The organism is Bacillus sp. FSL K6-1284 (assembly GCF_038002625.1).
In the GTDB taxonomy this organism is placed as follows: domain Bacteria; phylum Bacillota; class Bacilli; order Bacillales; family Bacillaceae; genus Bacillus; species Bacillus paralicheniformis.
The window spans coordinates 4,243,745-4,267,657 of sequence record NZ_JBBOCW010000001.1 but is presented as its reverse complement, the minus strand read 5'-3'; the positions used below and the strand labels follow the sequence as shown (position 1 = coordinate 4,267,657).

Below are 23,913 nucleotides of genomic sequence, written 5' to 3'. Positions count from 1 at the left end.
GATCGTTTGTGGGCAAGAAAATACGTTTAACCACAGCACAAGCGTTAATTAAATTCTTAAATCAGCAGTACATCCATGTAGATGGTGAAGAAACACCGTTTGTCGAGGGGATCTTTACGATTTTCGGCCATGGGAACGTCGTTGGCATCGGCCAGGCGCTTGAACAGGATGCGGGCCATTTAAAGGTGTTTCAAGGCAAGAATGAGCAGGGAATGGCACATGCGGCAATGGCTTACAGCAAGCAGATGCTGAGGAGGAAGATCTATGCTGTATCAACATCAGTCGGACCGGGAGCAGCTAACCTTGTGGCCGCCGCAGGTACGGCGCTTGCGAACAATATTCCGGTTCTCTTGATTCCGGCTGATACATTTGCAACGAGACAGCCTGATCCTGTTCTTCAGCAAGTAGAACAGGAATACAGTGCGGCGATTACGACGAACGATGCTTTGAAGCCTGTTTCGAGGTATTGGGACCGGATTACGCGCCCTGAACAGTTGATGAGCAGTCTGATTCGCGCTTTTGAAGTGATGACAGATCCTGCAAAAGCGGGTCCTGCAACGGTTTGCATTTCTCAAGATGTTGAAGGGGAAGCCTATGATTTCGATGAAAGCTTTTTTGAGAAACGCGTTCACTATATTGACCGCAAAGAGCCGAGTGAGCGTGAATTGAAGGGAGCGGCAGAGCTGATCAAGTCGAGCAAAAAACCGCTCATCTTGGTCGGCGGCGGAGCGAAATATTCCGGAGCGCGCGACGAACTGATCGCCATGTCTGAAGCGTACAATATTCCGCTGGTGGAAACCCAGGCCGGAAAATCTACAGTGGAAGCTGATTTTGCCAACAACTTGGGTGGAATGGGCATCACAGGTACGCTAGCGGCAAACAAAGCGGCTCGCGAGGCTGACTTGATCATTGGAATCGGCACGCGCTATACCGATTTCGCGACATCATCAAAAACCGCTTTTGACTTTGACAACTCAAAGTTTTTAAACATCAATGTCAACAGAATGCAGGCATATAAACTGGATGCTTTCCAAGTCGTTGCCGATGCAAAAGTAACACTCGGCAAGCTGCACGGTTTATTGGAAGGCTATAAGAGCGAATTCGGTTCGATCATCAAGGAGCTGAAAGACGAGTGGCTTGCTGAGCGTGACCGTTTGAGCAAGGTAACATTTAAGCGTGAAAACTTCACACCTGAAATTAAAGATCATTTTTCTCAAGAAATACTCAACGAATACGCGGATGTGCTGCAAACCGAACTGCCGCAAACAACGGCATTGCTCGCCATCAATGAAACAGTTGATCCGGACAGCGTCGTCATTTGTTCAGCAGGCTCTTTGCCGGGGGATCTGCAGCGGCTGTGGCATTCAAACGAACCGAATACGTACCACTTGGAATACGGCTATTCCTGCATGGGATATGAAGTATCGGGAACACTCGGCTTGAAATTGGCTCATCCTGATAGAGAGGTTTATTCACTGGTCGGAGACGGAAGCTTCCTGATGCTCCACTCAGAGCTCATTACAGCAATTCAATATAATAAAAAAATCAACGTGCTGCTCTTTGACAACTCAGGATTCGGCTGTATCAACAACCTGCAAATGGACCATGGAAGCGGCAGCTACTTCTGCGAATTCAGAACAGCAGACAATCAGATTCTCAATGTCGACTACGCGAAAGTGGCCGAAGGGTATGGAGCAAAAACCTACAAAGCGAACACGATTGAAGAATTAAAAGCGGCGCTTGAAGATGCCAAAAAACAAGATGTCTCAACATTGATCGAAATGAAGGTGTTGCCGAAGACGATGACGGACGGCTATGACAGCTGGTGGCACGTAGGTGTTGCAGAGGTTTCCGAACAGGAAAGCGTGCAAAAGGCGTATGAAGCAAAAGAAAAAATGCTGAAATCTGCAAAGCAGTATTAAAGGAGGCACCAGGATGGGCAAGACACAAATTCTATGGGGCATCGCCCCCATAGGGTGGCGGAACGATGATATTCCGGAAATCGGCGCGGGAAACACACTTCAGCATTTGTTGAGCGACATTGTTGTTGCAGGCTTTCAAGGCACAGAAGTGGGCGGCTTTTTTCCGGAACCGGCCATTCTCAATAAAGAGCTCGAGCTGCGAAATCTAAGGATTGCCGGCAAGTGGTTCAGCAGCTATATCATTCGGGACGGCATTGAAGAAGCAGCCAAGGAATTTGCGGCTCACTGCCAGTACTTGAAAGACGTCCATGCCGATGTTGCGGTCGTATCAGAACAGACGTACAGCGTGCAGGGCCTGAATAAAAACGTGTTTAAAGAAAAACCTTATTTCACCGATGAAGAATGGCAGCGGCTATTTGAAGGGTTAAATCACCTCGGGGAAATCGCCGGCCGGTACGGCCTGAAGCTTGTCTATCATCATCACCTCGGCACAGGCGTGCAGACAGAGGAAGAGGTTGACCGGCTCATGGCGGGAACTGACCCGGCCCTCGTGCACCTTCTGTATGATACTGGGCATGCCTACATTTCAGATGGAAATTATATGAACATACTAGAGAAGCATATGGACCGTATTGGCCACGTTCATTTTAAAGACGCGCGCCACAAGATCATAGAGAAATGCAAGCGGGAAGGAAAATCGTTCCAACAGGCGTTTTTGCAAGGGATGTTCACTGTTCCAGGCGATGGCTGCATCGATTTTAGAGAAGTCTATCAAACGCTATTAAAGCACGGCTATTCCGGCTGGATCGTTGTGGAAGCCGAGCAGGATCCCGATGTTGCCAACCCGCTTGAATACGCATTGATCGCCAGAAAGTACATCGATCGTCACTTGTTGAATGTCCCAGCAACCAATTAGGGGGGCTCTAAATTGAGCAATGGAAGTGCAGCAGTCTCACCATTCAATAAACGAACCGTCGCAGCAGCTTTGGCAAATTACATTGATGCAGGCTCCATTGTCGCAGGATCGGCAGGATTATCTTTATGGGTCAGTTACCTAAAGCTTTCTGATACACAGATCGGACTGCTCGGCGCGTTTAGCGCCAACGCCATCTCAGCGGCAATCGGAGCGCTGCTCGGAGGCTTTTTGGCCGACAAGATTGGCCGAAAGGCTGTCTATACGAACAGTATGCTGGTTTATGCACTGGGGATTTGTTTAGTATTGTTCGGCACCAGCTTTCCCTTTTTGTTAAGCGGTTACATTATTATCGGTTTATCGGTAGGAGCTGATATTACGGCTTCCTGGACGATCATCGCGGAGAACGCACCTAAGAAAAACAGGGCCCGTCATTGCGGTGTTGCGCAGGTCGCATGGGCGGCGGGAGCGGTGGTGGTCCTGCTGCTGTCGGTCCTCCTCGGTGATATAGGCTTATTGGGCAATAAAATCGTGTTTGGGCATTTGCTCGTTATCGCACTGATCACATATGTTCTGCGAAAAAGGCTGCCGGAATCCGATGCCTGGCAGGGTCAATCCGAATCGGCTCAAGCCGTCAGGAAGCCGAAGGCGTCTTATCTCGATTTGCTTCAGCCTAAGTATTTGAAAAGCATTTTATTTTTAATGGGCGTGTACTTGGTTTGGAATCTGGCTGCAGGTGTCATGGGGTTTTTTATGCCTTACATTTATCAGCAGGTCGGCGATGTGTCAGCGACCATGGCAAACATTTTGCAGATGGGGCTGTTTATTTTCACCGGGCTTGGCGTCGCTTTTATCTTCATGCCGTTTGCAGACAAATACAGGAAGACAGTGTTTGGGATCTCCGCATTTGCAGCGGTGATCGGCTGGTCATTGTTTCTGCTTCCGGCAGAGGGCATGCCGATCCTCATCCTCTTTATCGTGATGATCGGCCTAAACAATGGGGCCGGGCAACAGGCCAATTATCAATTATGGGCGAGTGAAATTTTCCCGACGGAATATCGCGCATCTGCACAAGGATTGATGTTCTTCCTCGTTCGTATTTCAATCGGGGCTTGGAGCCTTTTCGTTCCAATGATCATCTCGAATTTTGGAATTGCATTTATGGCGGCCATTCTCCTTGGATGTGTAACGGCCAGCATGCTCATCGGGCTCTTTTTTGCACCGAATACATCCGGTAAGTCGCTTGAACAAATTCAGGAAGAGCTGTATGGGACTCCTCCGGCTCAAGCTGGGCAAGTGCAAACAAGAAAAATTATGTAATTATTTTGAAGGAGTGGCTATCAATGAAATTACGCATTGGTGTTATTGGTACAGGAGCAATCGGAAAAGAACACATCAACCGCATCACGAATAAATTAGCCGGCGGCGAAATTGTCGCGGTCACCGATGTAAACCAGGAGGCAGCTCAGCAAGTTGTAACAGACTACAGCCTGAATGCAAAGGTCTACCCGGATGACGACAGTCTCATCGCAGCCGAAAATGTAGACGCAGTCTTAGTCACAAGCTGGGGACCGGCACATGAATCAAGCGTTTTGAAAGCGATTAAAGCGAACAAATTCGTATTTTGCGAAAAGCCTCTGGCGACGACTGCGGAAGGATGCATGCGGATCGTCAATGAAGAAATCAAAGCGGGCAAACGTCTCGTTCAAGTCGGCTTTATGCGCCGTTATGACAGCGGTTACGTACAGCTGAAAGAAGCGATCGACAACCGGGTCATCGGCGAGCCTCTCATGATCCACTGTGCGCACCGCAACCCGGTTGTAGGCGACAACTATACGACAGATATGGCTGTTGTCGATACGCTTGTCCATGAAATAGACGCCCTGCACTGGCTGATCAATGACGATTACGAATCCGTTCAGGTTATTTATCCGAAAAAATCGAAAAACGCGCTCCCTCATTTGCGTGATCCGCAAATCGTCATCATCGAAACGAAAGGCGGAGTCGTGATCAATGCGGAAATCTATGTCAACTGCAAATACGGCTACGATATCCAGTGTGAAATCGTCGGAGAAGACGGAATCGTGAAGCTTCCTGAACCATCAAGCATCTCTCTCAGAAAAGACGGAAAATTCTCGACGGATATTCTCATGGATTGGCAGCGCCGCTTTGTAGACGCTTATGATGTAGAAATCCAAGATTTCATTGACTCGATCCAACAGAAAGGCGAGGTCAGCGGGCCGACTGCATGGGACGGCTATATCGCCGCCGTGACGACGGATGCCTGCGTAAAAGCTCAGGAATCCGGACAGAAAGAACCTGTGGCGCTTCAAGAGAAACCGAAATTCTATCAAACGTTTACAACTGTTCAAAAATAAAAACTTTCCGAGGAGTGAAAAGTATGAAATTAGCATTGGATCCATCGATGTATCGCGATGATTTAACTTTGGAGGAAACGGTCTATAAAACGGCGGAGCTTGGCTACGAATATATCGAACTATCGCCGCGCGAAGATTTTTGTCCATTCTATAAATATCCGAAAGTCGATTCAGCTAAAATCAAACAATTAAAGCGGCTTTTAAAAGATTCCGGTGTTAAGCTTTCATCGCTCCTTCCGCTTTACCACTGGGCCGGTCCTGATGAAGATCGCCGTCAGGCAGCGGTGCGCAATTGGAAAAGGGCGATCGAAATTGCGGTTGAGCTTGAAGTCGATTTGATGAACAGCGAATTCAGCGGTTCAAAATACGATCCTTTAACAAGTGAAGAAAAATTTATCAAATCCATGGATGAGCTTCTGCCAGTCTTTGAAAAAGAAGGTATTAAACTCAATCTTCAAGCCCATCCATACGATTTTATCGAAACACACAAAGGTGCGATGGATATGATCCGAGCGCTTGACAAGGACTGGATCAATCTTGTCTACTCGACTGCGCACACATTCTTCTATGACGACGGAAAAGGCGACATCGAGACAATGTTTGACGAAGCCGGCGACCGTCTCACACATGTTTTATTTGCAGATACTTATAATCATAAAGCGGCTCATGGCCTTCGCTACATCGTCAATCCGCCTGACGCGAAAGTAACGGTTCACCAGCATTTGGACATTGGCCAAGGCGAGGTTGATTTTGATACGATTTTCAGAAAGCTGAGAGAGATGAAGTTCGACGGAATAGCGACGAATGCCGTGTTTGCCTGGGTTGACGAAAGAGCGGATGAATCAAGCAGATTCATGCTTGAAAAGCTGAAACAGGAATTACTAGGATAAGCCCCTGAGTTCGGCGCCCTGCCGAACTCTCTCTTCACAAGGATATTTAGATAAGGAGAATCTAATATGAAGCTATGCTTTAATGAAGCAACGACGTTGGAAAATTCAAACCTAGCAAAAGACCTCGAATACTGTGAGAAGCACGGATACGATTATATCGAAATCCGGACGATGGATAAGCTGCCCGAATATTTAAAAGACCATTCTCTCTCAGAGTTAGCCGAGTATTTTCAGACGCATCATATTAAGCCGCTGGCCTTGAATGCCCTTGTCTTTTTCAACAACCGCGATGAAAAAGGGCACCGTGAAATCATCGAAGAATTTAAAGGCATGATGGAAACATGCAAAACGCTTGGTGTGAAATATGTGGTCGCGGTACCGCTTGTCACCGAACAAAAAATCTTAAAAGAAGATATTAAAGCGAGCTCCGTCGAAGTGCTGACAGAGCTGTCAGACATCGCGGAGCCGTACGGTGTAAAGATCGCTGTCGAGTTTGTCGGTCATCCGGAGTGCACAGTCAATACGTTCAGCCAGGCCTATGACATCGTCATGACCGTGAACCGCGATAATGTCGGCCTTGTTCTTGACAGCTTCCACTTCCATGCAATGGGTTCGGACATTGAGGATTTGAAAAAGGCGGACGGCAAGAAGATTTTCATTTATCATATCGATGATACGGAAGACTTCCCAATCGGCTTTTTAAGAGATGAAGACCGCGTTTGGCCGGGACAAGGGGCCATCGACTTGGATGCCCACTTATCAACTTTGAAAGACATCGGTTTTTCGGATGTCGTGTCAGTTGAATTGTTCAGACCTGAATACTATAAGCTGAGCGCGGAAGAAACGATTCGAACGGCCAAAGAAACAACAGTTGAAGTTGTTTCAAAATACTTCAAGATTTAATACGGGATAGGAGGGGTGAACGTGGCTTTCGTTTCCATGAAAGAACTTCTTCAAGAAGCAAAGGAACATCATTATGCAATCGGTCAATTTAATATTAACGGTCTTCAATGGACAAAAGCGATTCTACAGGCGGCGGAAGAGGAACGGTCACCTGTCATCGCGGCCGCCTCAGACCGGCTCATCGATTATTTGGGCGGATTTAAGACGGTTTCCGCAATGGTTGCGGCTTTGATTGAGGAAATGTCGATCTCCGTTCCCGTCGTCCTTCACCTTGACCATGGCAAAAATCCGGAGCGCTGCAAGCAAGCGATTGACGCCGGTTTTAGCTCAGTCATGATCGACGGCTCGCATTCACCAATCGATGAAAACATCGCCATGACAAAAGAGGTCGTGTCATACGCCGGAATTCGCAATGTTTCGGTTGAAGCAGAGGTTGGCACCGTAGGGGGCATGGAAGACGGGCTCATCGGCGGGGTGCAGTATGCCGACATCGGTGAATGCGAACGCATTGTCAAAGAAACCGGTATCGATGCTTTAGCAGCCGCGCTCGGCTCTGTTCATGGAAAATACCAAGGCGAGCCTAATTTAGGATTTAAGGAAATGGAAGAAATCTCACGGGTGACGGACATTCCGCTTGTTCTTCATGGAGCTTCGGGCATCCCGGCTGATCAAATCGCTAAAACGATCCGTCTGGGCCATGCGAAAATCAACATTAATACCGAATGCATGGTGGCCTGGACCGAGAAAACGCGCAGCATGTTTAAAGACAATCCCGATTTATATGAACCCCGCGCCTATATGACGCCAGGGATCAGCGCAGTCAAAGAAACGGTCAAACATAAAATGAGAGAATTCGGGTCATCCGGAAAAGCGGTATGCACCCAAAAGATAGAAATATAATCTAGACCCGTATCGCCTCACTCACTTATCGAAGTGAGTGTTTTTTTGTGCGCAGTATTTGTAAAGATATTCTAAAGGTTCAAAAGAATGATTGACTGTAATTGATATAATAGTTATAATTTCCCTCATAATCCATTTTGATCAGAAAAGATTTTATTTTCTGAAAATAAATGACAGCAAGACAATAACAAAATCAGGTGAATGCTATGCGGACAAACGTTTTAAAGTATCGGGTTCATATTTTATTTATTGTATTATGTTTGATCGGCGGGACGACATGGGCTTTTCAAAAAGCCGGGTTGAGTGACAGCCTTCCATTTTGGTCCGCGGGCATGCGGTTTATGATCGCAAGCATTTTGATCGCGGCGTTTCTTTTAATACGAAGGCAGTTTGTGCTGTCAAAGGAACTGCTGGTGCTGTCGTTTTTGAACGGCATCATGTATTTTTCCGTTCCATTTGGATCTGTTTATTGGGCCTCTCTTTATTTGCCGAGCGGGTTGGTGTCTATATTAGCGGCTAGCATTTCAGTCTTTGCCCTGATGATCAACCGCCTTGTCAAAGGGACACCGGCGACGAAATTGCAGAAATGGGGCATTTGCCTTGCGTTGCTTGGCATTACAATCGTGTTTGGCAATCAGCTGTTGATCAAAGTCGATGTTATTGAAATCGTCGCCATGATTGTGATTTTGTGTGCGATGTTTGGCTCGGCTTTTATTCAAATCAAAGTACAACAGAGAATTCGTTCGCTTCCGATCTTAAGCTTTAACTCCCTTTCGATGCTGAGCGGTGGAGCGGTATTGCTCATCAGCAGCCTCATCTTTGAAAGCGGGACAAGAACGTTTTCCGGCGTGAGCCTTTATGCGCTGCTTTATTTAGCGGTTGTCGGCTCGATATTGGGTTTTTGGATCAACATTTATCTGCTTAAAAAATGGCACATCTCAAAAGCGACTTCCCACTTGTTTATCTCCCCCGTCATTGCGCTTTATATCGGATTTCTGTTTCTGGATGAAAAACTGAATGCGAATATTTATTTAGGAACGCTGTTTGTCATATTCGGTGTGATGTTCATCAACTTAAAAAAAGAAGAGAGGATCGCGAAAATTGACGATACGAAACAAAAACTTGGCCATCATTTGTCAAAATAAGCACTTGCCATTTATTTTTGAAGAAGCTGAGCATTTAGGATTGAAGGTCACGTTCTTTTACAATTCAGCCGAAGATTTCCCGGGCAATCTTCCGGCTGTGGAACGCTGTGTGCCGCTGCCGTTATTTGAAGATGAAGAAGCGGCGCTGGAAATCGTCAAACAGACATTTGTCGAATTTCCGTTTGACGGCGTTGTGACACTGTTTGAGCCGGCATTGCCTTTCACGGCAAAAGCCGCTGAAGCTTTGAATCTGCCGGGGCTTTCTTTCACAACAATGGAAAACTGCCGCAATAAAAATAAAACCCGCAGCATCCTTCAGCAAAACGGCCTGAATACGCCGGTTTTCCACGAGTTCCATACGCTCGCTGATCTCGAAGACAGGAAACTGACTTATCCATTAGTTGTTAAGCCGGTCAACGGCTTTTCAAGCCAGGGCGTCGTCCGTGTTGATGATTGGAAGGAGCTTGAGGAGGCCGTCAGGAAAGTCGAGGCCGTTAACGAGACGGACCTTAATCGATTCGTACACGGCAAAACGGGCATCATAGCCGAGCAATTTATCGATGGGCCGGAATTTGTGATTGAAACGCTGTCGATTCAAGGAAACGTACATGTTCTTTCGATTGGATACAAAGGGAACAGCAAAGGTCCGTTTTTTGAAGAAGGCGTCTATATTGCTCCGGCTCAATTGAAAGAAGAGACGCGCCTTGCGATTGTTAAGGAAGTGACAGGAGCCGTTTCAGCGCTGGGCATTCATCAGGGGGCGGCTCATACGGAGCTGAGGCTGGACAAGGACGGAACACCTTATGTTATCGAGGTGGGCGCCAGAATCGGCGGTTCAGGGGTTTCGCATTACATCGTCAAAGAGAGCACGGGCATCAATTTTATGCAGCTTGTCTTGCAAAACGCAATAAAGCCGCTGGAGAGCAGCGAGTTTAAAGAAGAGATCCGGCCTGTAAGGACAGCCGGCAATTATATCATTCCTGTACAGGGCTCCGGCACTTTTGAAAAAATCGACGGACTGGAAGAAGTCAAACAGAGGCCGGAGGTAAAGCGGGTGTTTCAATTTATGAGAAAAGGCGCGAAAATTCTGCCGTACCCGCATTTTTCCGGTTATCCCGGATTTATATTCACAAGCCATCATTCATATGAAGAATGCGCAGCTTTCTACCGGGAACTGGATGATGAGCTTCATATCATATATCAAAATAATTTGACGGGTACAATAGGAGGTTAAGATGATCTCGACTAAAGTGCAGGAAGAACAAGCCGTGATGATTGTCCATACGCTCGGTCCCAAAGGCACGAACTGCGAAAAAGCCGGCCTGCTTTGGCTCAAAAACAAAGGGGTTCGCGGGGAAGTCAGGCTTTATGAAACGTTGGAAGAAGCGCTCCCTCATGTTAAATCGACAGAAAATTCAGTTCTTTTAGGCTGCGCCGTTTACCCGTTTTTGCATCAAATTGTATTCGAGAATCTCGCTGACTTAAAGATCATAGACAGTTTTGTGATGCCGACATACAACATGGTTTTTGCCGCAAAACAGCACACGATGGCATCTGACATTCAAACCGTCGCTTCACACCCTGCTCCCGCCCATCTGGCGAAGCTGTTCAGCAGTCAAGTCCAATTTGTCACCAGCAATGCACAAGCGGCCCTGGCCTGCGCTTCAAACGCGGCTGACGGCTGTATCACGACGATTAAAGCAGCTGATGAACACCGTTTGAAAGTCATTCAAGATTTTGGAGAAGTGCCGATGTGTTTTACGATCCACGGGCTTAAATCAATCGAAGGAGGAAGCCGATGACGACATTGACAGGGGACATTGTAAACTTGGTCAACGAGCAGATTGTACCGAACATTCATGAATTACAGACGTACCAAAATGATAAAGGACAGATTACAGAGCGTCACGAAAGGGCGGAACAGCTTCTGCTGCAATTGATAGAAGACGCTGGAACCATTTATGAAGCGGTTCACCTAACGGCTGCAAAAGAGGCGTTTAAACAGGACGTCTTGGATTGGATCGGACGCGGATTAGAGGAGACGCCGTATTTTGACCGGTTATTGACGGCTTACCGGGCTCCGAATGATCAGGAGACGACCTTTTTTGCGGCGCCGATCGTGACGCCGAATGGGCCACATGCGAAAGGCTGTTATTTTGAAGCCTTTTTGGCCGTTCGTGAAGAACCTGCCATGATGAGGCCGGTAGAAGAGGAGCTGCCCCATCCTGAAAACGGCTGTCAATCCCTCAAGCTTCTCGCCGGAACAAAGGGGTTCACGGAAGAAAAATGTATCGTATTCTTCCCGGAAAATGTGAAAACAAAAGAGAACATTACATCACAGACATTCGCGATTTTCTATTTTAATAAGTTTTATCACATTTACCATGAGGATACGCTGAAAAGAGCGAGGGCCATTTTTGAACATGCGCCTTTCAAGTCGGCTCAGCTTTCCCCCGACCGCACATATGAAGCAAGGGTGCTGTGGGGCTACCTTCATGACTATTTTCATCATTGCGGAAAAAAACCTTTTCATCTGCATATTCAGGCGAAAATGAATTTTTTCGCAGGCATTTTAGAAGAAGTCAAGGTCGATTGCCAAGCGATCCTCACTTTGTGGGAGCGGCAATATGACGGCTGGGAGGAAATAATCGAATTTGTTTTGTATGAACGGCTGCTGCGCTATCCAAGCCAGCATAATGCAACGCGGAATTTTGATTCCGGGACAGGCTATTTTCTGTTCAGCTGGATCATTGAAAACGGCCATTCCATTCAAAGAGGAGAAGAGAAACCCGTGTCGCTTGATCTTTCCCGATGCATGGACGATTTAAAAAAGCTTGTGGCTGAAATCGAACAGCTAGAAGAGCTCGAGGATGACTCTGCATACAAAGAGGCGGCGGAACGCTATGTCAGACAATACCTGCCTCCCGGGCGTGAAGGCGAGCGGTTCAGCGTTCCGGAACAATATTTCATTGACGAGATCAATAAGAAAATCGAAACCGCCCGTCTTCGGTTTGAGCGGGAGAGACTGGAAGCGTGAAGCCGGCATTAAGCAAAATCGGAGAGAAAATGAATGAGAAGACAGGGGTCAGGGCTGTGATGAACGATATTCAGGAAGTCCTGGCCGGCGGAGATCGGTCATACATTAATTTAAGTGCGGGCAATCCAATGATATTGCCCGGCGTGTCAGCCATGTGGAAGTCGGCTCTTGCCAATCTGCTCGACGATGACAGGTTTTCTTCAGTAATCGGCCAATACGGATCGAGCTATGGAACCGATGAACTGATTGAAAGTGTTGTCCGCTTCTTTTCAGAGCGGTATCGCGCCGACATTCGAAAAGAGAATGTGCTGATTACAGCCGGAAGCCAGCAGCTTTTTTTTCTGGCGATTAATTCGTTTTGCGGAATGGGAAGCGGGTCTGTGATGAAAAAAGCCTTGATTCCGATGCTTCCCGACTATTCAGGATACAGCGGAGCGGCGTTGGAGCGGGAGATGATTGAGGGGATACCTCCTCTCATTTCGGTATTGGATGATCATACGTTTCGATATGAGCTCGACCGTGAGGCGTTTTTAGAGAGGATGAGGACCGATCCGTGCATCGGCGCTGTCTTGCTTTCACGGCCGAACAATCCTTGCGGAAACATCCTGCCTGGCGAACATGTAGCATTCATTTCAGACGCCTGCCGAGAAGCGAATGTTCCGCTGTTCATTGATTCCGCATATGCTCCGCCTTTTCCGGCGATTCATTTTATCGACATGGAACCGATTTTCAACGATCAGATTATCCACTGTATGAGCCTTTCAAAAGCAGGCCTGCCTGGCGAAAGGATCGGAATCGCCATCGGGCCGTCCCGGTACATTCAGGCAATGGAAGCATTCCAGTCTAATGCGGCGATCCATTCTTCGAGGCTGGGGCAGTATATGGCGGCATCTGTTTTGAATGACGGGCGCCTCGCCGACATGTCGCTAAATGAAGTCAGGCCGTATTACCGCAATAAATTCAAGCTGCTTAAGGATACGCTTTTAGGCAAGATGCCTGAAGACATCAAATGGTATTTGCATCAAGGGGAAGGGGCGCTTTTCGGATGGCTGTGGTTTGAAGACCTGCCGGTGACTGATGCCGCGCTGTATGAGTACATGAAAGCCGACGGAGTCATCATCGTTCCCGGCTCATCTTTCTTTCACCACCAATCCCGCCCCATGGCGCATTCGCACCAGTGTATACGAATCAGCCTAACCGCGGCGGATGAAGATATCATAAGGGGAATCGATATTTTAGCTAAAATTGTGAAGGATGTATATGAGAAGCAGGTTGAATACTTATAAAAAAACAGGGGCTAGAAGCAAGCCCCTGTTTTATTCGTCAATCTTTCCGCCGCCATTGGCCTTTCTTTTTCTCCGCCTGGCGGTTGTCAAAATCAGAATAACCGCTGCCGCTATGATCACGATCAGGATGGCAATGTACATCACATGTTGCTGATTGCTTTCTTGTTTATCATCCGTCTTGGTTTCAGCGGATTTTGCTGTCAGCTGTTGATGGTTTGTAAACAGCTGATGACTGTCCGTTTCATTAACGACGGTTGCTGCGAAATCATTGCTGTTTAAAAAGTTGATCATTTCTTTTGTGACAGCTGTGCCTTGCCCTTTAAACGGCGCGAAAACAGCCATCGAGTAATTTGAATCCCAAAGCGATGTTTGAGTAAACGCGATTTGTTTCGTCGTTTCATTCAGCATTTGAAAAGATGACACATCAAATGCCCCGTTTTTCGCCGTCGGAACAGCCAATTCGGATGTTTTTTCCTTCAGCAGAGAGAATTGATCGACACTTCCGATGAAGATGATGTTTCTTCCTTTCATGTCATCCGGTTTGACTTCAGCGGATGTTTTCACTGTGAATGCCTGCCTGGCTTCGCTGCCGAAGGAGCCGACCACAAGTGAAAGTTCATGAAGCTTTGACTGATCCGCCTTGTCGGGCAGGATCATCAGCGTTTTGTTGTCCTGATCTCCCGCGTAGGGAAGCGGCCACTCTTGAAAATCGGCTGAAGCTGATGTGTCGCTGACGTGGTAAGACAATGCACTCTGTTTATCGATGAAAATCCACTTGTCACCGTTCACCGCATAGCAGGGGTTGTTCTCTTTCAACCCTGAAGTGGCAAATTGAATATCGATGTAACGGTTTTTTTGCAAAAGTTTCGGATCGACTTTTAAAGAAACATGGTAAAAGCCGTTTTTGTCTTCTTTTCCTAAATCGTCAAGTCCGACGGAATGAGGCTGACCATTGATCATGACCTTCAGCTCCGCTTGTTCCGCAGCTAACTCGCTTTGACCGGCCTGCTTTTGAATCGTCTCCGATTTTTTCATCGTAAGCGAAAGCTTTGCAGGTTGATTCTTGTCTAATAGCGCCGGTGCGGGGTAATAAAAATGCTCGGAAGATGTCTGTCCGGACCCGATTGTCAAATCCCCCGTCCCGAAATCCTCGAGTGTCAGCTTGCCGCCTTCCCGTTTATTATGCTGCTGAAGTTTGCCGATTGCCAGCGTGTCGCCGCTGAGCTGGGCGGCATACGTTTTGTCGGTAATAACGCTGATCTTTTCAGAAAGCACATCATCAGATGATGCAGCCGCAAACAATACAGGCTGTTGCTTATCCTTTGCTTTGAGCATCCGTTCCGCAAGCAAAAGCTTGTCTTCTTTTGCTTCGAGCTTTGCTTGTTTCAACAGCTTTTTCACTTTGCCGCTCCAGTGATGCTGGACGCCGATCACAATCGTCGGCCTGTCGATTTTCGCCAGGTCAGATTCACCCAAGATCTTCGTGCTGATGCTATTGTCAACCGTTTTAAGGTAGGCTTCTGTTTTAACTGCAGCTTCGATTTCAGCCGAACTTGGATGGTCCGGTATGACGATTGCCGTTTTTTCCACGGAGCTGCCGGACTGGGCGAACGGATAAGGATAATGTTCGAGCGTCACTCCTTTAGATTCGTTCTTTTCCCCGATATTCAGACGGCTGTCCGGGTAAATTTTGATCCAGTTCCCGGAAGAGTCCTGTCTGATGCAGACGCCTTCATGAACCACACCGTAGAACTTCAGTGATAGGCTGTGAAACCCTGGAGACGACTGGCTTTTGTTTAGTGCGAGTTTCAGCGTTTTCTTCCCGGCATTCCCTGCAAGCTTAACCGTTTTGACCGGTTCGCCATCAATCTCGGCTGTTAAAGAAGACGGTGAAATTAAAAGGTCTGAGGCCTCGTATTCAAGTGTGAGCTGCTGATGGGCAGAGGAGGCGCCCGCTGGAATTTGATACGTCAGCTCGGCGCTGTCTTTTGCCCCGTACAAGGTTAAGAGATCGTTTGTAAGAACTTGCTGTTCGGCTTGTTCCCGGCTGTTTTTCCCGAGGATCGAGCCGTCTACTGTAACGTCTTTGGCAGCTGCAGCTTGTCCCGTCGCCGTGATCAGCATAAGGCTTGCCAGACATATGATGATATATTTCAAAAAAGTCACCCGCTTTTCTTTTGATTGTATCGTTCTGTTTTGTACCATTTAACCTCTTGCTTGAACAGGCGGTGCTTGATTTCGACGAATAAAGAATAAATCACGAGCGCAATCCAAGCCTGCGAGTATGTAAAGTACATCAGAAAAACGATGAAAAAGTTCTGCCTGTTCATTTCTGTTTTTTCGATGCTCAGTGTAATCATGACCTCCGTCATAAATAGAAAGAAAGCCAAAACCCATAAGATGATAGACAAAAAACCGAATGAAAGATGCAGATTATAAAATAAATTGATCACAAAAAGCGCATTTGACATGATGACGCCAAAGAAAAACAAAAAATACGTAAAAAAGAAATAAAACAAATCAAAAATAATCCGTTTCCTCTTCAGCTTGAAAAATTGAGCCAAAAATTTCAGGACGACATACTGGTTGCCGCGCGCCCATCTTGTCCGTTGACGCCACCAGACTTTCCACGTTTCCGGCTCCTGCTCCCAAGTGACGGCCGCCGGGAAGAAGCGGATGTGGTAGCCGAGGTTGTAGACCCGAATCGTAAGCTCGGTATCCTCCGCGAGCGCCTGATCGTCCCAGCCGCCCAGCTGTTCGATAATGCTTCTCCTGATGGCGAAATTGGTGCCGGGGATCGTGGCGATTTTGAACCATTTCCATCTTCCGCCCTGTGCCATCCATTGGAAACAAATCGTTTCGATGTTGATAAATTTTGTGAGCAATGTTTTCGCTGCATTGATGACGCGGAATTTTCCCACCACTGCTCCGGCTTTCTGATCATTCATGAGCCCGAGGACAAGGTAATAAACAGCCATTTTTTCGGGCGTGTTGTCGGCGTCATACACACAAATGACATCTCCGCTTGATTCGGCAAAACCGCAATTGAGCGCCGTCGATTTTCCCTTTCCGGCATGCGGAGGTTTGGTCACGACCATTTTAATAAAGTCGTATTGTCTGGAAAACTCATTTACAATGTCGCCCGTCCGGTCAGATGAATTGTCGTTGATGACGATAATCTCCAGCCGGTCCTTCGGATAATAGAGATTCACCATCGCCTTCAGCGTCTGCCTAATCACGACCTCTTCGTTATGCGCAGGAATCAGAACGCTGACCTTCGGGAGATCCTTCACGTTCTCTTTCCACTTCGGCATGTTCCGTTCGAAGGTCATATAGTGGCGGAATCCGCCCTGCATCAGAAACATGTGATACAGAAGCATGACCCATATTAAGCTTAAAGAGACTAGGAACAGAACATTACCCACGGTTTTTTCTCTCCTTAAAGATTCGTTTTTTTAATGTGGCTCTCAAGTAAAGGGTATAGCTCACAAACATGACAACAAACAAGAGCACAATAAGAGAGAGAATCCAAAGCGCCTTTTCCAGCGGGCTTTGCTGGTGATGATCGAAAAACGTCTCAATGGCGCTGACTTTGCTCTTAACTTGAATCGTTCCATCTCCGCTTGTGTGAATTTCCACTTTATCTGTTTTAACGGTTTGCTTTGTCTTTTTAATATCGAGCCATTCGCTGTTCGGAATGCGTTCCATTTGATCAACCAGCTCAGGGAGATATTTCATTCCAAGATAAGGATGATAAAATGCGCCGGCTACTCCGCCTTCAAAATCGATCATTTGAGAGATGCGTTCCTCGACTTTGCCGAGCGGATTTTGATCCGATTGATCAACATAGCCGATGGTCTCAGGATAGAGCGTCATCCCATGGAGTATTGCCGGTTTGGTAACAAAAGGCCCGGCGCCTGACGTTTTCCATGTTGTATCGCTAAGCTGAACCTGGCCGAACAAGCTTGTAAAATACTGTGAGGCGATCTGATAGCCGTGCTCTGACATCGTATAGTGCGGCGCTTCAAACGCGAGCGGATACAGCCCTTCTGCGGTGAGATCTTCAATAGCGTTCGTCAGCTTCTGCCGCGTGTATGTTTCCTCATTTTTTCTGAACGGCTTCAAATAGTTTTGATATGCTTCTTCATTCGGAAAGTTCTGTTCCTTTTGCAAAAGGGTCGCGGGCTCTTTCGCATTTTGCGATGTGATCGGCTGATCGGCTTTAGCATCCCAAAACTCGAATCCTTCACCGGTTTCGCTGTAGCGGTATGTATGGGTATACCCGTGAACAATTACACTGCCGCCCATATCCTGCAGCTTCCTCAGCACGTTGACAAGCTTCGGCTTTTCAGACATATAGACTTTGTCGCCCGTTTCAGGATTGACATATACCGGAATCACAGAAAGGATAAAAGGAATATTTCGTTTATGCAGATAAGCCCCGGCTTGGAGCAGCAGTTTTTCATCCGACATTGGGCTGATATCCTCAAGCCGCAAATATAACAGCGTGCTGTCCGGGGTTTCACCAAATGCCTGTCTGAGCTGCTTAGCGGCGAGGAGGTTGTTGTTGAGCAAATCGGTTAAACCGATGTACACGTTACTTTTGCCGGTTTTCCATGCGAATGGGTGAGCTTTTCCGTCGTCAGCTTTGTATGTGTACAACGCTTTTCCCTTCAAGCCTGATACCTCAAGGACACGAATTCCGCTTTCTAAAGAGGTATCGTGTTCCTCATTTGTGCTGCGAATCTGATACACATTGTCTTCGCTTTTCAGCGAAAGATCTGCAAATTGGCTGAACTGCCCGGCGTTAAAGCCGATCGCTGTCACAGGTTTTTGGAAGGAGCTGATCAGCTGCGCGAGCTTTTTGTTCAGCTTTTTTTTCGTTTGTCCGTAATAGATGACGCGGTCTTTCCCTGCCAGATCCGCAGCTTTGACATCCGCATCATTTACAACGTTCACATGAGATGTAAAATGGCCGGCGATAAGGTCGAGCATTTTCACATCGGCTGATTTTTTGCCGTCCAATGTTGAATAGATGATGAGAATGCCGCGCTTCTGCTGCTTTGCCCCGGCGGTGTCCGGAACATGAAAAACCGCAGCCAGGATAAGGACAGCCGCGCATAGAAGTAATATCCGCTTACAGTTCATTCATCATCATCTCGTTTTCTAGTTCTTCTAAAAATTGCTCAGCAGTCTTTAAATCGTTTTGATATGATAAGTGGCACACGTGGAAGGTCAAGGTGACATACTTGCCGTTTTTCAGCTGGTATGTGTCCAGCTGTTTCTTCAGTTTTTCAAGGACGGCAGGCATATGCTCAGCAGGCGTGTGTGTCAGCAGGATGCCGAACCGCTCTTCGGCAGGCCGGAATTTTTTATCCGTTTCCCGGACACATGATCTGATTTGACTGCTGACAAATTGAAAGAGACGGTCGGTTTCTTTTTCTCCGTACAGGGATTTGAACTCTTTGAAATAATGCATTTGCAGCAGTAAAAAAACAAATGAGTTGCCATACCGCTCCGCCCGCTTGATTTCTTCCGAGAGCTCCAGCTTCATCCTCTGTTTATTATCAAAGCCTGTCACCCTGTCAATTGCAACGAAGCTATTGATCTCGTCTTGAAGGTGTTTGACAGAGCGGTGAAGTCCGATCGCGATGTCATGGATTCTCCCTGACATGAAGGAGAACAGCAAAAGCGCTATTCCCCAGATGACGAGGGTTTGCAATTCCGTTTCAGACGAAGCGTCTGTGTGAAGAAACATCATCAAAGTTCCGAGAACAAACAGGACGATGATCGTCCCAGCCAGTGCGTAAATCGATCCGAGCCATATTCCCGCTGCGATGATGGCAAGTGTGATGCAAATGATGAGAATGGATTCGGACTGCGGGGCTGAGACATAATGGATGAACAACGCAAGAGCTGCTGCTATTCCCGTCATATAAGCGAACATTTTTTGCGAATCATTGAATGATATTTTCATTTAAAAGCTTCCTTTCGGCTAATAGGGGCAGCAGGTTATCAAAAGAATGCGTATCATTTCCGCTCATATATCCCCCATAATACGTCTCAGACGAATCAAGAATTTCAAAATCATTCATTCGATCATACAGCGCTTTGATGACGTCTTGATCTTCGTTTTGGTTGATGAAAAATAATATCGCCAAAGCGTAGACGGATGGAGATTCGTATTGAACCGCCGGCTTTTTTGTATCGATCGAGTACCGGCCATACAGTTTGCCGCCGGTTTGAAACGTCTGTTTGAGCCAATCCGCTAATACAGCGGCTTTTTGATCCTTCGGCGGTAAATGCCAAGCTGTGTAAAGCTGATCAATGAGATTGACTTCATGGTCATAGGTGTATGCTTTCGTTTCTGTACTGTACACTTTCGGGAGAAAACCGTTTTTCAAAGGGGCGCGGTAAAGAATGTTGGCGTTCCGCCTTTCGGTATCCTTATCTATCACTCCGTTTTTTTTCAAGACGGATAGCGCATCTGGCATGATATAGGAAAGCGTGATATCCTTTGATGCGGATTGAGAGGTGGAGTCGTAAAAGTCCGTCAATATCCCGTTGTTCATGTTGTGCGTTTTTAATGCGGAACCGATGTTCAGAGCGGTTTGTTTATACTCGCTGTTTCCCCATAGAGCTGCCGCTTGATCGAGGCTCACCATGATTCTGAGATCATCGATCAAGGCGTTTACCCCGCTTGCCTGGCCGTTTTGGATTTGCCATGAGACCAGGTTGTTTTTCATAAGGAAGGATTCGGTCAGGTGCTGATATTGCTCATGAAAATGCTCGCTGTCTTTTTTACTGATCAAAAATTCCATCCACAAGCCAAGCGATTCCGACAAGTAAACAGGCTGGTCAGAAAAGCTGGTTTTAATCAGCCCCTGATCGCTCATTAAATGATGGTAAACGAAGTGTTCGGCAGGCTGCAGCGCTTCATCATTTCTGTCATCATCTGACTGATCTTCAGCTTTGATACAACCGACGGCCAGACTGGCCGATAAAAAGCACAGGATCATACCAATCCATATATACCTCACGGGTGCTTTCACGATAGATCACCCCGAATGTTTTTTTTGAGAATAATTTTGACTTACTTATTATAAATGAAAAAATGGAGATTGCTAGATTTTTTTGATCTTTTTGGACTATCCAAAAAGAGGACGTAAGTCCAATAATAAAATGTTTTTCCATCAATAGAAGGATTTTCGTATTGATTTTCATAAAAAATACCAAAAGAAATAAACGGAGGACGTGAATGGATAGCCTGTGTGAGACCAGAGCAACCAGAAAAAATCTTGGTGAGGTATTGATTCAGCTATGAGATGAAACCGTGTTTTACCGGCGGACAAGCGCAGCTGAAGAACTGACAGCAGAAAAAGATGTATATATAAAGGATAAAGATATGATATGAACACATGTAGTGGCGCATAGGCCGGCATACTGACCGTCTTTTTGCAATTCAGCTGGATGAGAAGGAGCATGAACCTATATAATATGGGTTAAAGCGTTACTAAAGGGGAGGAACGTGATGGACAAGGAAAAACAGCAATTGAGCATTGAAGCAGCGAGGCTCTATTATCAGTCTGACTACAGCCAGCAGCAAATCGCCGAACAGCTGCAGATTTCAAGACCGACGGTATCAAGGCTGCTGCAGTTCGCCAAGGAAAAGGGGTATGTCCAAATCCGCGTCATGGATCCGTTTGAAGATATGGATGCGCTCGGTGCGATGCTTGAGGAAAAATACGGGCTCATGGAAGCACATGTTGTTTTTTCACCGACCGCGGATTATACGACCATCACGCATTATCTCAGCCGCTTCGGAGCCGAATACATGCACGGCGCAGTCAAGGACGGCGACATTGTCGGCGTCAGCTGGGGAACGACAATGTACCAAATCGCCCAAAATATGCAGCCCAAACAGGTGAAGGGCGCAGAGGTCGTACAACTGAAAGGCGGAATCAGCCACTCAAGTGTCAACACCTATTCGTCTGAAACGATTCAGCTGTTTGCCGAAGCCTTTCAAACGATGCCGAGGTATCTGCCGCTTCCGGTCGTGTTTGACAATCCGGAAGTTAAACAGATGGTAGAGCGGGACAGGCACATTAAGCGGATCATAGAAATGGGCAAACAGGCGAACATTGCGTTATTTACAGTCGGCACAGTCCGTGATGAAGCCCTGCTGTTCAGGCTGGGGTATTTTCATGAAGAGGAAAAAGCCCTTCTGAAAGAACGTGGAGTCGGCGATATTTGTTCGCGCTTTTTTGATGCGGAGGGAAACATTTGCAGCCATGCTATCGACTCGCGGACGATCGGCATTGAATTGGCTGACTTGAGGGAAAAAGAACGGTCGATTCTCGTAGCGGGCGGCAGCCGGAAAAAAGCCGCTATTCATGGTGCACTAAAAGGCAAATATGCCAATGTGCTGATTATTGATCAGCATACGGCGAAAGAGCTGCTAGATGATTAAAGTGTCCAGGAAGAACAGCCTGGATTTTACTTTATTTTCTATTGAACAAAATTTCATATGGTAATTTACATTTGTTCAAAAATCGGTTATGCTGAAACTATCTTATACAAAGGAAGTGCTAGTATATGACGATTGCAAATCTCATTGATCATACAGCATTGAAACCGCATACACAAAAATCCGAGATTGAAAAATTAATAGAAGAAGCGAAAACACACCAATTCGCTTCAGTTTGCGTCAACCCGACATGGGTTGAATTCGCCGCCAAAGAGCTGAAAGGAACGGAAATCGATGTTTGCACAGTCATCGGTTTTCCGCTGGGCGCCAACACGACAGAAACAAAAGCGTTTGAAACAAAAGACGCGATCGCAAAAGGCGCGACAGAGGTGGACATGGTCATCAACATCGCCGCTTTAAAAGACGGAGACGATGACTTTGTCGAGGCGGACATCCGCGGAGTCGTTGAAGCCGCAAAAGGTAAAGCGCTTGTTAAAGTCATCATTGAAACGTGTCTGTTGACAGACGAGGAAAAAGAGCGGGCTTGCCGCTTGGCTGTTGCTGCCGGTGCCGACTTTGTCAAAACTTCAACCGGGTTCTCAACCGGCGGAGCGACAGCGGAAGATATTGCCCTCATGCGGAAAACAGTCGGACCCGACATCGGTGTCAAAGCATCTGGAGGCATTCGAACAAAAGAGGACGTTGAAAGCATGATCTCAGCCGGAGCGACCCGGATCGGTGCAAGTGCAGGCGTTTCCATCGTCAGCGGAGCAGAAGGAAAAAATGAAGATAACTACTAAGATCCAGTGCGGCGGGAAGCGAAAGCTTCCTGCGCACAGACACAAAAATGTAAGCGAATACATCCTCAGGAGGATCAAAACATGAAATATCTTATCGGGCTCATCGGTTTATTTGTCGTCTTAGGGCTTGCATGGCTGGTCAGCAGCGGAAAAAAAAGAGTGAAGTACCGTCCGGTTATCGTCATGATCGTGCTGCAATTTGCATTGGGATATGTTTTGCTGAACACGGGCGTCGGAAACTATCTCGTCGGCGGGTTTGCCAAAGGCTTCGGGTATTTGCTTGAATATGCCGCAGAAGGTGTAAATTTTGTCTTTGGCGGGCTGGTGAATGTGAATGAATCCACATTCTTCATCAGCGTGCTGCTCCCGATTGTTTTTATCTCTGCTTTAATCGGTATTTTGCAATATTGGAGAATCCTTCCGTTCATTATAAAATATATTGGTCTTGCGCTTAGCAAAATCAACGGGATGGGCAAACTTGAGTCATACAATGCCGTGGCCTCGGCGATACTGGGGCAATCTGAAGTATTCATTTCGTTAAAAAAGCAGCTGGGCCTGTTGCCTAAGCACAGACTTTACACGCTGTGCGCTTCAGCGATGTCAACTGTCTCGATGTCTATCGTCGGCGCCTATATGACGATGCTGAAGCCAGAATACGTTGTCACCGCGCTCGTATTGAACTTATTCGGCGGATTTATTATTGCTTCGATTATCAATCCTTATGAAGTCGATCGAGAACATGATATGGTAGAGGTACAGGAAGAGGAAAAACAATCCTTCTTTGAAATGCTGGGCGAATATATTATGGACGGCTTTAAAGTCGCCGTCGTCGTGGCCGCTATGCTGATCGGATTTGTCGCGATCATCGCAATGATTAACGGCATTTTCAGCGCCGCACTAGGCATATCATTCCAGGAACTGCTCGGATTTATTTTTGCGCCGTTTGCCTTCCTGATGGGTATTCCATGGCATGAAGCGGTGAATGCTGGAAGTATCATGGCAACCAAGATGGTCTCAAATGAATTTGTCGCGATGCAGTCTCTCGCACAAGGCAGCTTCCATTTCAGCGGCCGCACCGAAGCGATTGTTTCTGTCTTCCTCGTCTCATTTGCCAATTTCTCATCGATCGGAATTATCGCCGGCGCTGTTAAAGGACTGAATGAGAAACAAGGAAACGTCGTCGCACGCTTTGGCTTGAAATTGCTGTATGGCGCAACGCTCGTCAGTTTCTTGACAGCGACCGTTGTAGGATTGATCTATTGATAAACATTG

Annotated in this window: 20 protein-coding genes; 15 read left to right on the top strand and 5 right to left on the bottom strand. The window is 47.0% G+C overall.

Going from position 1 to position 23,913, the window contains the following annotated elements; genetic code table 11:
• Positions 1-8: 8 nt before the first annotated feature.
• The 12 genes from iolD to MHB72_RS21640 all read left to right on the top strand — a co-directional run bounded on the left by iolD (position 9) and on the right by MHB72_RS21640 (position 13,374).
• Positions 9-1,922 carry a 3D-(3,5/4)-trihydroxycyclohexane-1,2-dione acylhydrolase (decyclizing) gene (gene iolD / locus MHB72_RS21695; protein ID WP_025810536.1) on the top strand — a complete coding sequence of 638 codons (1,914 nt, stop codon included), beginning with the start codon at positions 9-11 and terminating at the stop codon, positions 1,920-1,922.
• Positions 1,923-1,935: 13 nt separating this feature from the next.
• Entirely contained in the window at positions 1,936-2,838 is a 903-nt protein-coding gene (iolE, locus tag MHB72_RS21690; RefSeq protein WP_216919123.1) for a myo-inosose-2 dehydratase, read from the top strand.
• Positions 2,839-2,850: 12 nt separating this feature from the next.
• A complete protein-coding gene (locus MHB72_RS21685) occupies positions 2,851-4,155 on the top strand; it encodes an MFS transporter (RefSeq protein WP_020453542.1) in 1,305 nt (434 codons plus the stop codon).
• Between the two features lie 23 nt (positions 4,156-4,178).
• On the top strand, positions 4,179-5,213 hold the full coding sequence (locus tag MHB72_RS21680) for a Gfo/Idh/MocA family protein (RefSeq protein WP_020453541.1): 1,035 nt from the start codon (positions 4,179-4,181) through the stop codon (positions 5,211-5,213).
• Between the two features lie 23 nt (positions 5,214-5,236).
• Positions 5,237-6,103 carry a sugar phosphate isomerase/epimerase family protein gene (locus MHB72_RS21675; protein ID WP_020453540.1) on the top strand — a complete coding sequence of 289 codons (867 nt, stop codon included), beginning with the start codon at positions 5,237-5,239 and terminating at the stop codon, positions 6,101-6,103.
• A gap of 66 nt (positions 6,104-6,169) precedes the next feature.
• Positions 6,170-7,006, top strand: a complete 837-nt coding sequence (gene iolI, locus MHB72_RS21670; protein WP_023856875.1) for a 2-keto-myo-inositol isomerase — start codon at positions 6,170-6,172, stop codon at positions 7,004-7,006.
• Positions 7,007-7,027: 21 nt separating this feature from the next.
• On the top strand, positions 7,028-7,906 hold the full coding sequence (fba, locus tag MHB72_RS21665; RefSeq protein WP_023856876.1) for a class II fructose-1,6-bisphosphate aldolase: 879 nt from the start codon (positions 7,028-7,030) through the stop codon (positions 7,904-7,906).
• Positions 7,907-8,112: 206 nt separating this feature from the next.
• Positions 8,113-9,051, top strand: a complete 939-nt coding sequence (locus MHB72_RS21660) for a DMT family transporter (protein WP_020453537.1) — start codon at positions 8,113-8,115, stop codon at positions 9,049-9,051.
• On the top strand, positions 9,008-10,285 hold the full coding sequence (locus tag MHB72_RS21655; protein ID WP_216919125.1) for an ATP-grasp domain-containing protein: 1,278 nt from the start codon (positions 9,008-9,010) through the stop codon (positions 10,283-10,285). The genes MHB72_RS21660 and MHB72_RS21655 overlap by 44 nt, the downstream gene beginning before the upstream one ends.
• A 1-nt stretch (position 10,286) precedes the next feature.
• Positions 10,287-10,853, top strand: a complete 567-nt coding sequence (locus tag MHB72_RS21650) for a prephenate dehydratase domain-containing protein (protein ID WP_020453535.1) — start codon at positions 10,287-10,289, stop codon at positions 10,851-10,853.
• Positions 10,850-12,088, top strand: a complete 1,239-nt coding sequence (locus MHB72_RS21645; RefSeq protein WP_216919128.1) for a DUF6421 family protein — start codon at positions 10,850-10,852, stop codon at positions 12,086-12,088. The genes MHB72_RS21650 and MHB72_RS21645 overlap by 4 nt, the downstream gene beginning before the upstream one ends.
• Positions 12,085-13,374, top strand: a complete 1,290-nt coding sequence (locus MHB72_RS21640) for a valine--pyruvate transaminase (protein ID WP_216919130.1) — start codon at positions 12,085-12,087, stop codon at positions 13,372-13,374. Before MHB72_RS21645 ends, MHB72_RS21640 begins: the two co-directional genes overlap by 4 nt.
• Positions 13,375-13,404: 30 nt before the next feature.
• Here MHB72_RS21640 and MHB72_RS21635 read toward each other — a convergent pair whose 3' ends face one another.
• From MHB72_RS21635 to MHB72_RS21615, 5 genes are read right to left on the bottom strand one after another with little or no spacing between them, the layout of a single operon-like run.
• Positions 13,405-15,531 carry a cellulose biosynthesis cyclic di-GMP-binding regulatory protein BcsB gene (locus MHB72_RS21635; RefSeq protein ID WP_216919667.1) on the bottom strand — a complete coding sequence of 709 codons (2,127 nt, stop codon included), beginning with the start codon at positions 15,529-15,531 and terminating at the stop codon, positions 13,405-13,407.
• A gap of 5 nt (positions 15,532-15,536) precedes the next feature.
• Positions 15,537-16,799: a glycosyltransferase family 2 protein gene (locus MHB72_RS21630; protein ID WP_216919132.1), complete on the bottom strand. Its 1,263-nt coding sequence runs from the start codon at positions 16,797-16,799 to the stop codon at positions 15,537-15,539.
• Positions 16,792-18,522 (bottom strand): DUF2334 domain-containing protein, encoded by a 1,731-nt coding sequence (locus MHB72_RS21625; protein WP_216919134.1) that lies wholly within the window; start codon positions 18,520-18,522, stop codon positions 16,792-16,794. Before MHB72_RS21625 ends, MHB72_RS21630 begins: the two co-directional genes overlap by 8 nt.
• Positions 18,512-19,351 carry a diguanylate cyclase domain-containing protein gene (locus tag MHB72_RS21620; RefSeq protein WP_020453529.1) on the bottom strand — a complete coding sequence of 280 codons (840 nt, stop codon included), beginning with the start codon at positions 19,349-19,351 and terminating at the stop codon, positions 18,512-18,514. Before MHB72_RS21620 ends, MHB72_RS21625 begins: the two co-directional genes overlap by 11 nt.
• A complete protein-coding gene (locus tag MHB72_RS21615; protein WP_254121926.1) occupies positions 19,332-20,393 on the bottom strand; it encodes a lipoprotein YdaJ in 1,062 nt (353 codons plus the stop codon). The genes MHB72_RS21620 and MHB72_RS21615 overlap by 20 nt, the downstream gene beginning before the upstream one ends.
• Positions 20,394-20,905: 512 nt before the next feature.
• On the opposite strand from MHB72_RS21615, the gene MHB72_RS21610 reads away from it, so the two are divergent.
• The 3 genes from MHB72_RS21610 (at position 20,906) to MHB72_RS21600 (ending at position 23,904) form a co-directional block, all read left to right on the top strand.
• Positions 20,906-21,844 (top strand): sugar-binding transcriptional regulator, encoded by a 939-nt coding sequence (locus tag MHB72_RS21610; protein WP_020453527.1) that lies wholly within the window; start codon positions 20,906-20,908, stop codon positions 21,842-21,844.
• Positions 21,845-21,969: 125 nt separating this feature from the next.
• Positions 21,970-22,641, top strand: a complete 672-nt coding sequence (gene deoC / locus MHB72_RS21605; protein WP_020453526.1) for a deoxyribose-phosphate aldolase — start codon at positions 21,970-21,972, stop codon at positions 22,639-22,641.
• An 81-nt stretch (positions 22,642-22,722) separates the two neighbouring features.
• Positions 22,723-23,904, top strand: coding sequence for a NupC/NupG family nucleoside CNT transporter (locus MHB72_RS21600; protein WP_020453525.1), 1,182 nt, complete (start codon positions 22,723-22,725; stop codon positions 23,902-23,904).
• The last annotated feature ends 9 nt before the right edge of the window (positions 23,905-23,913 follow it).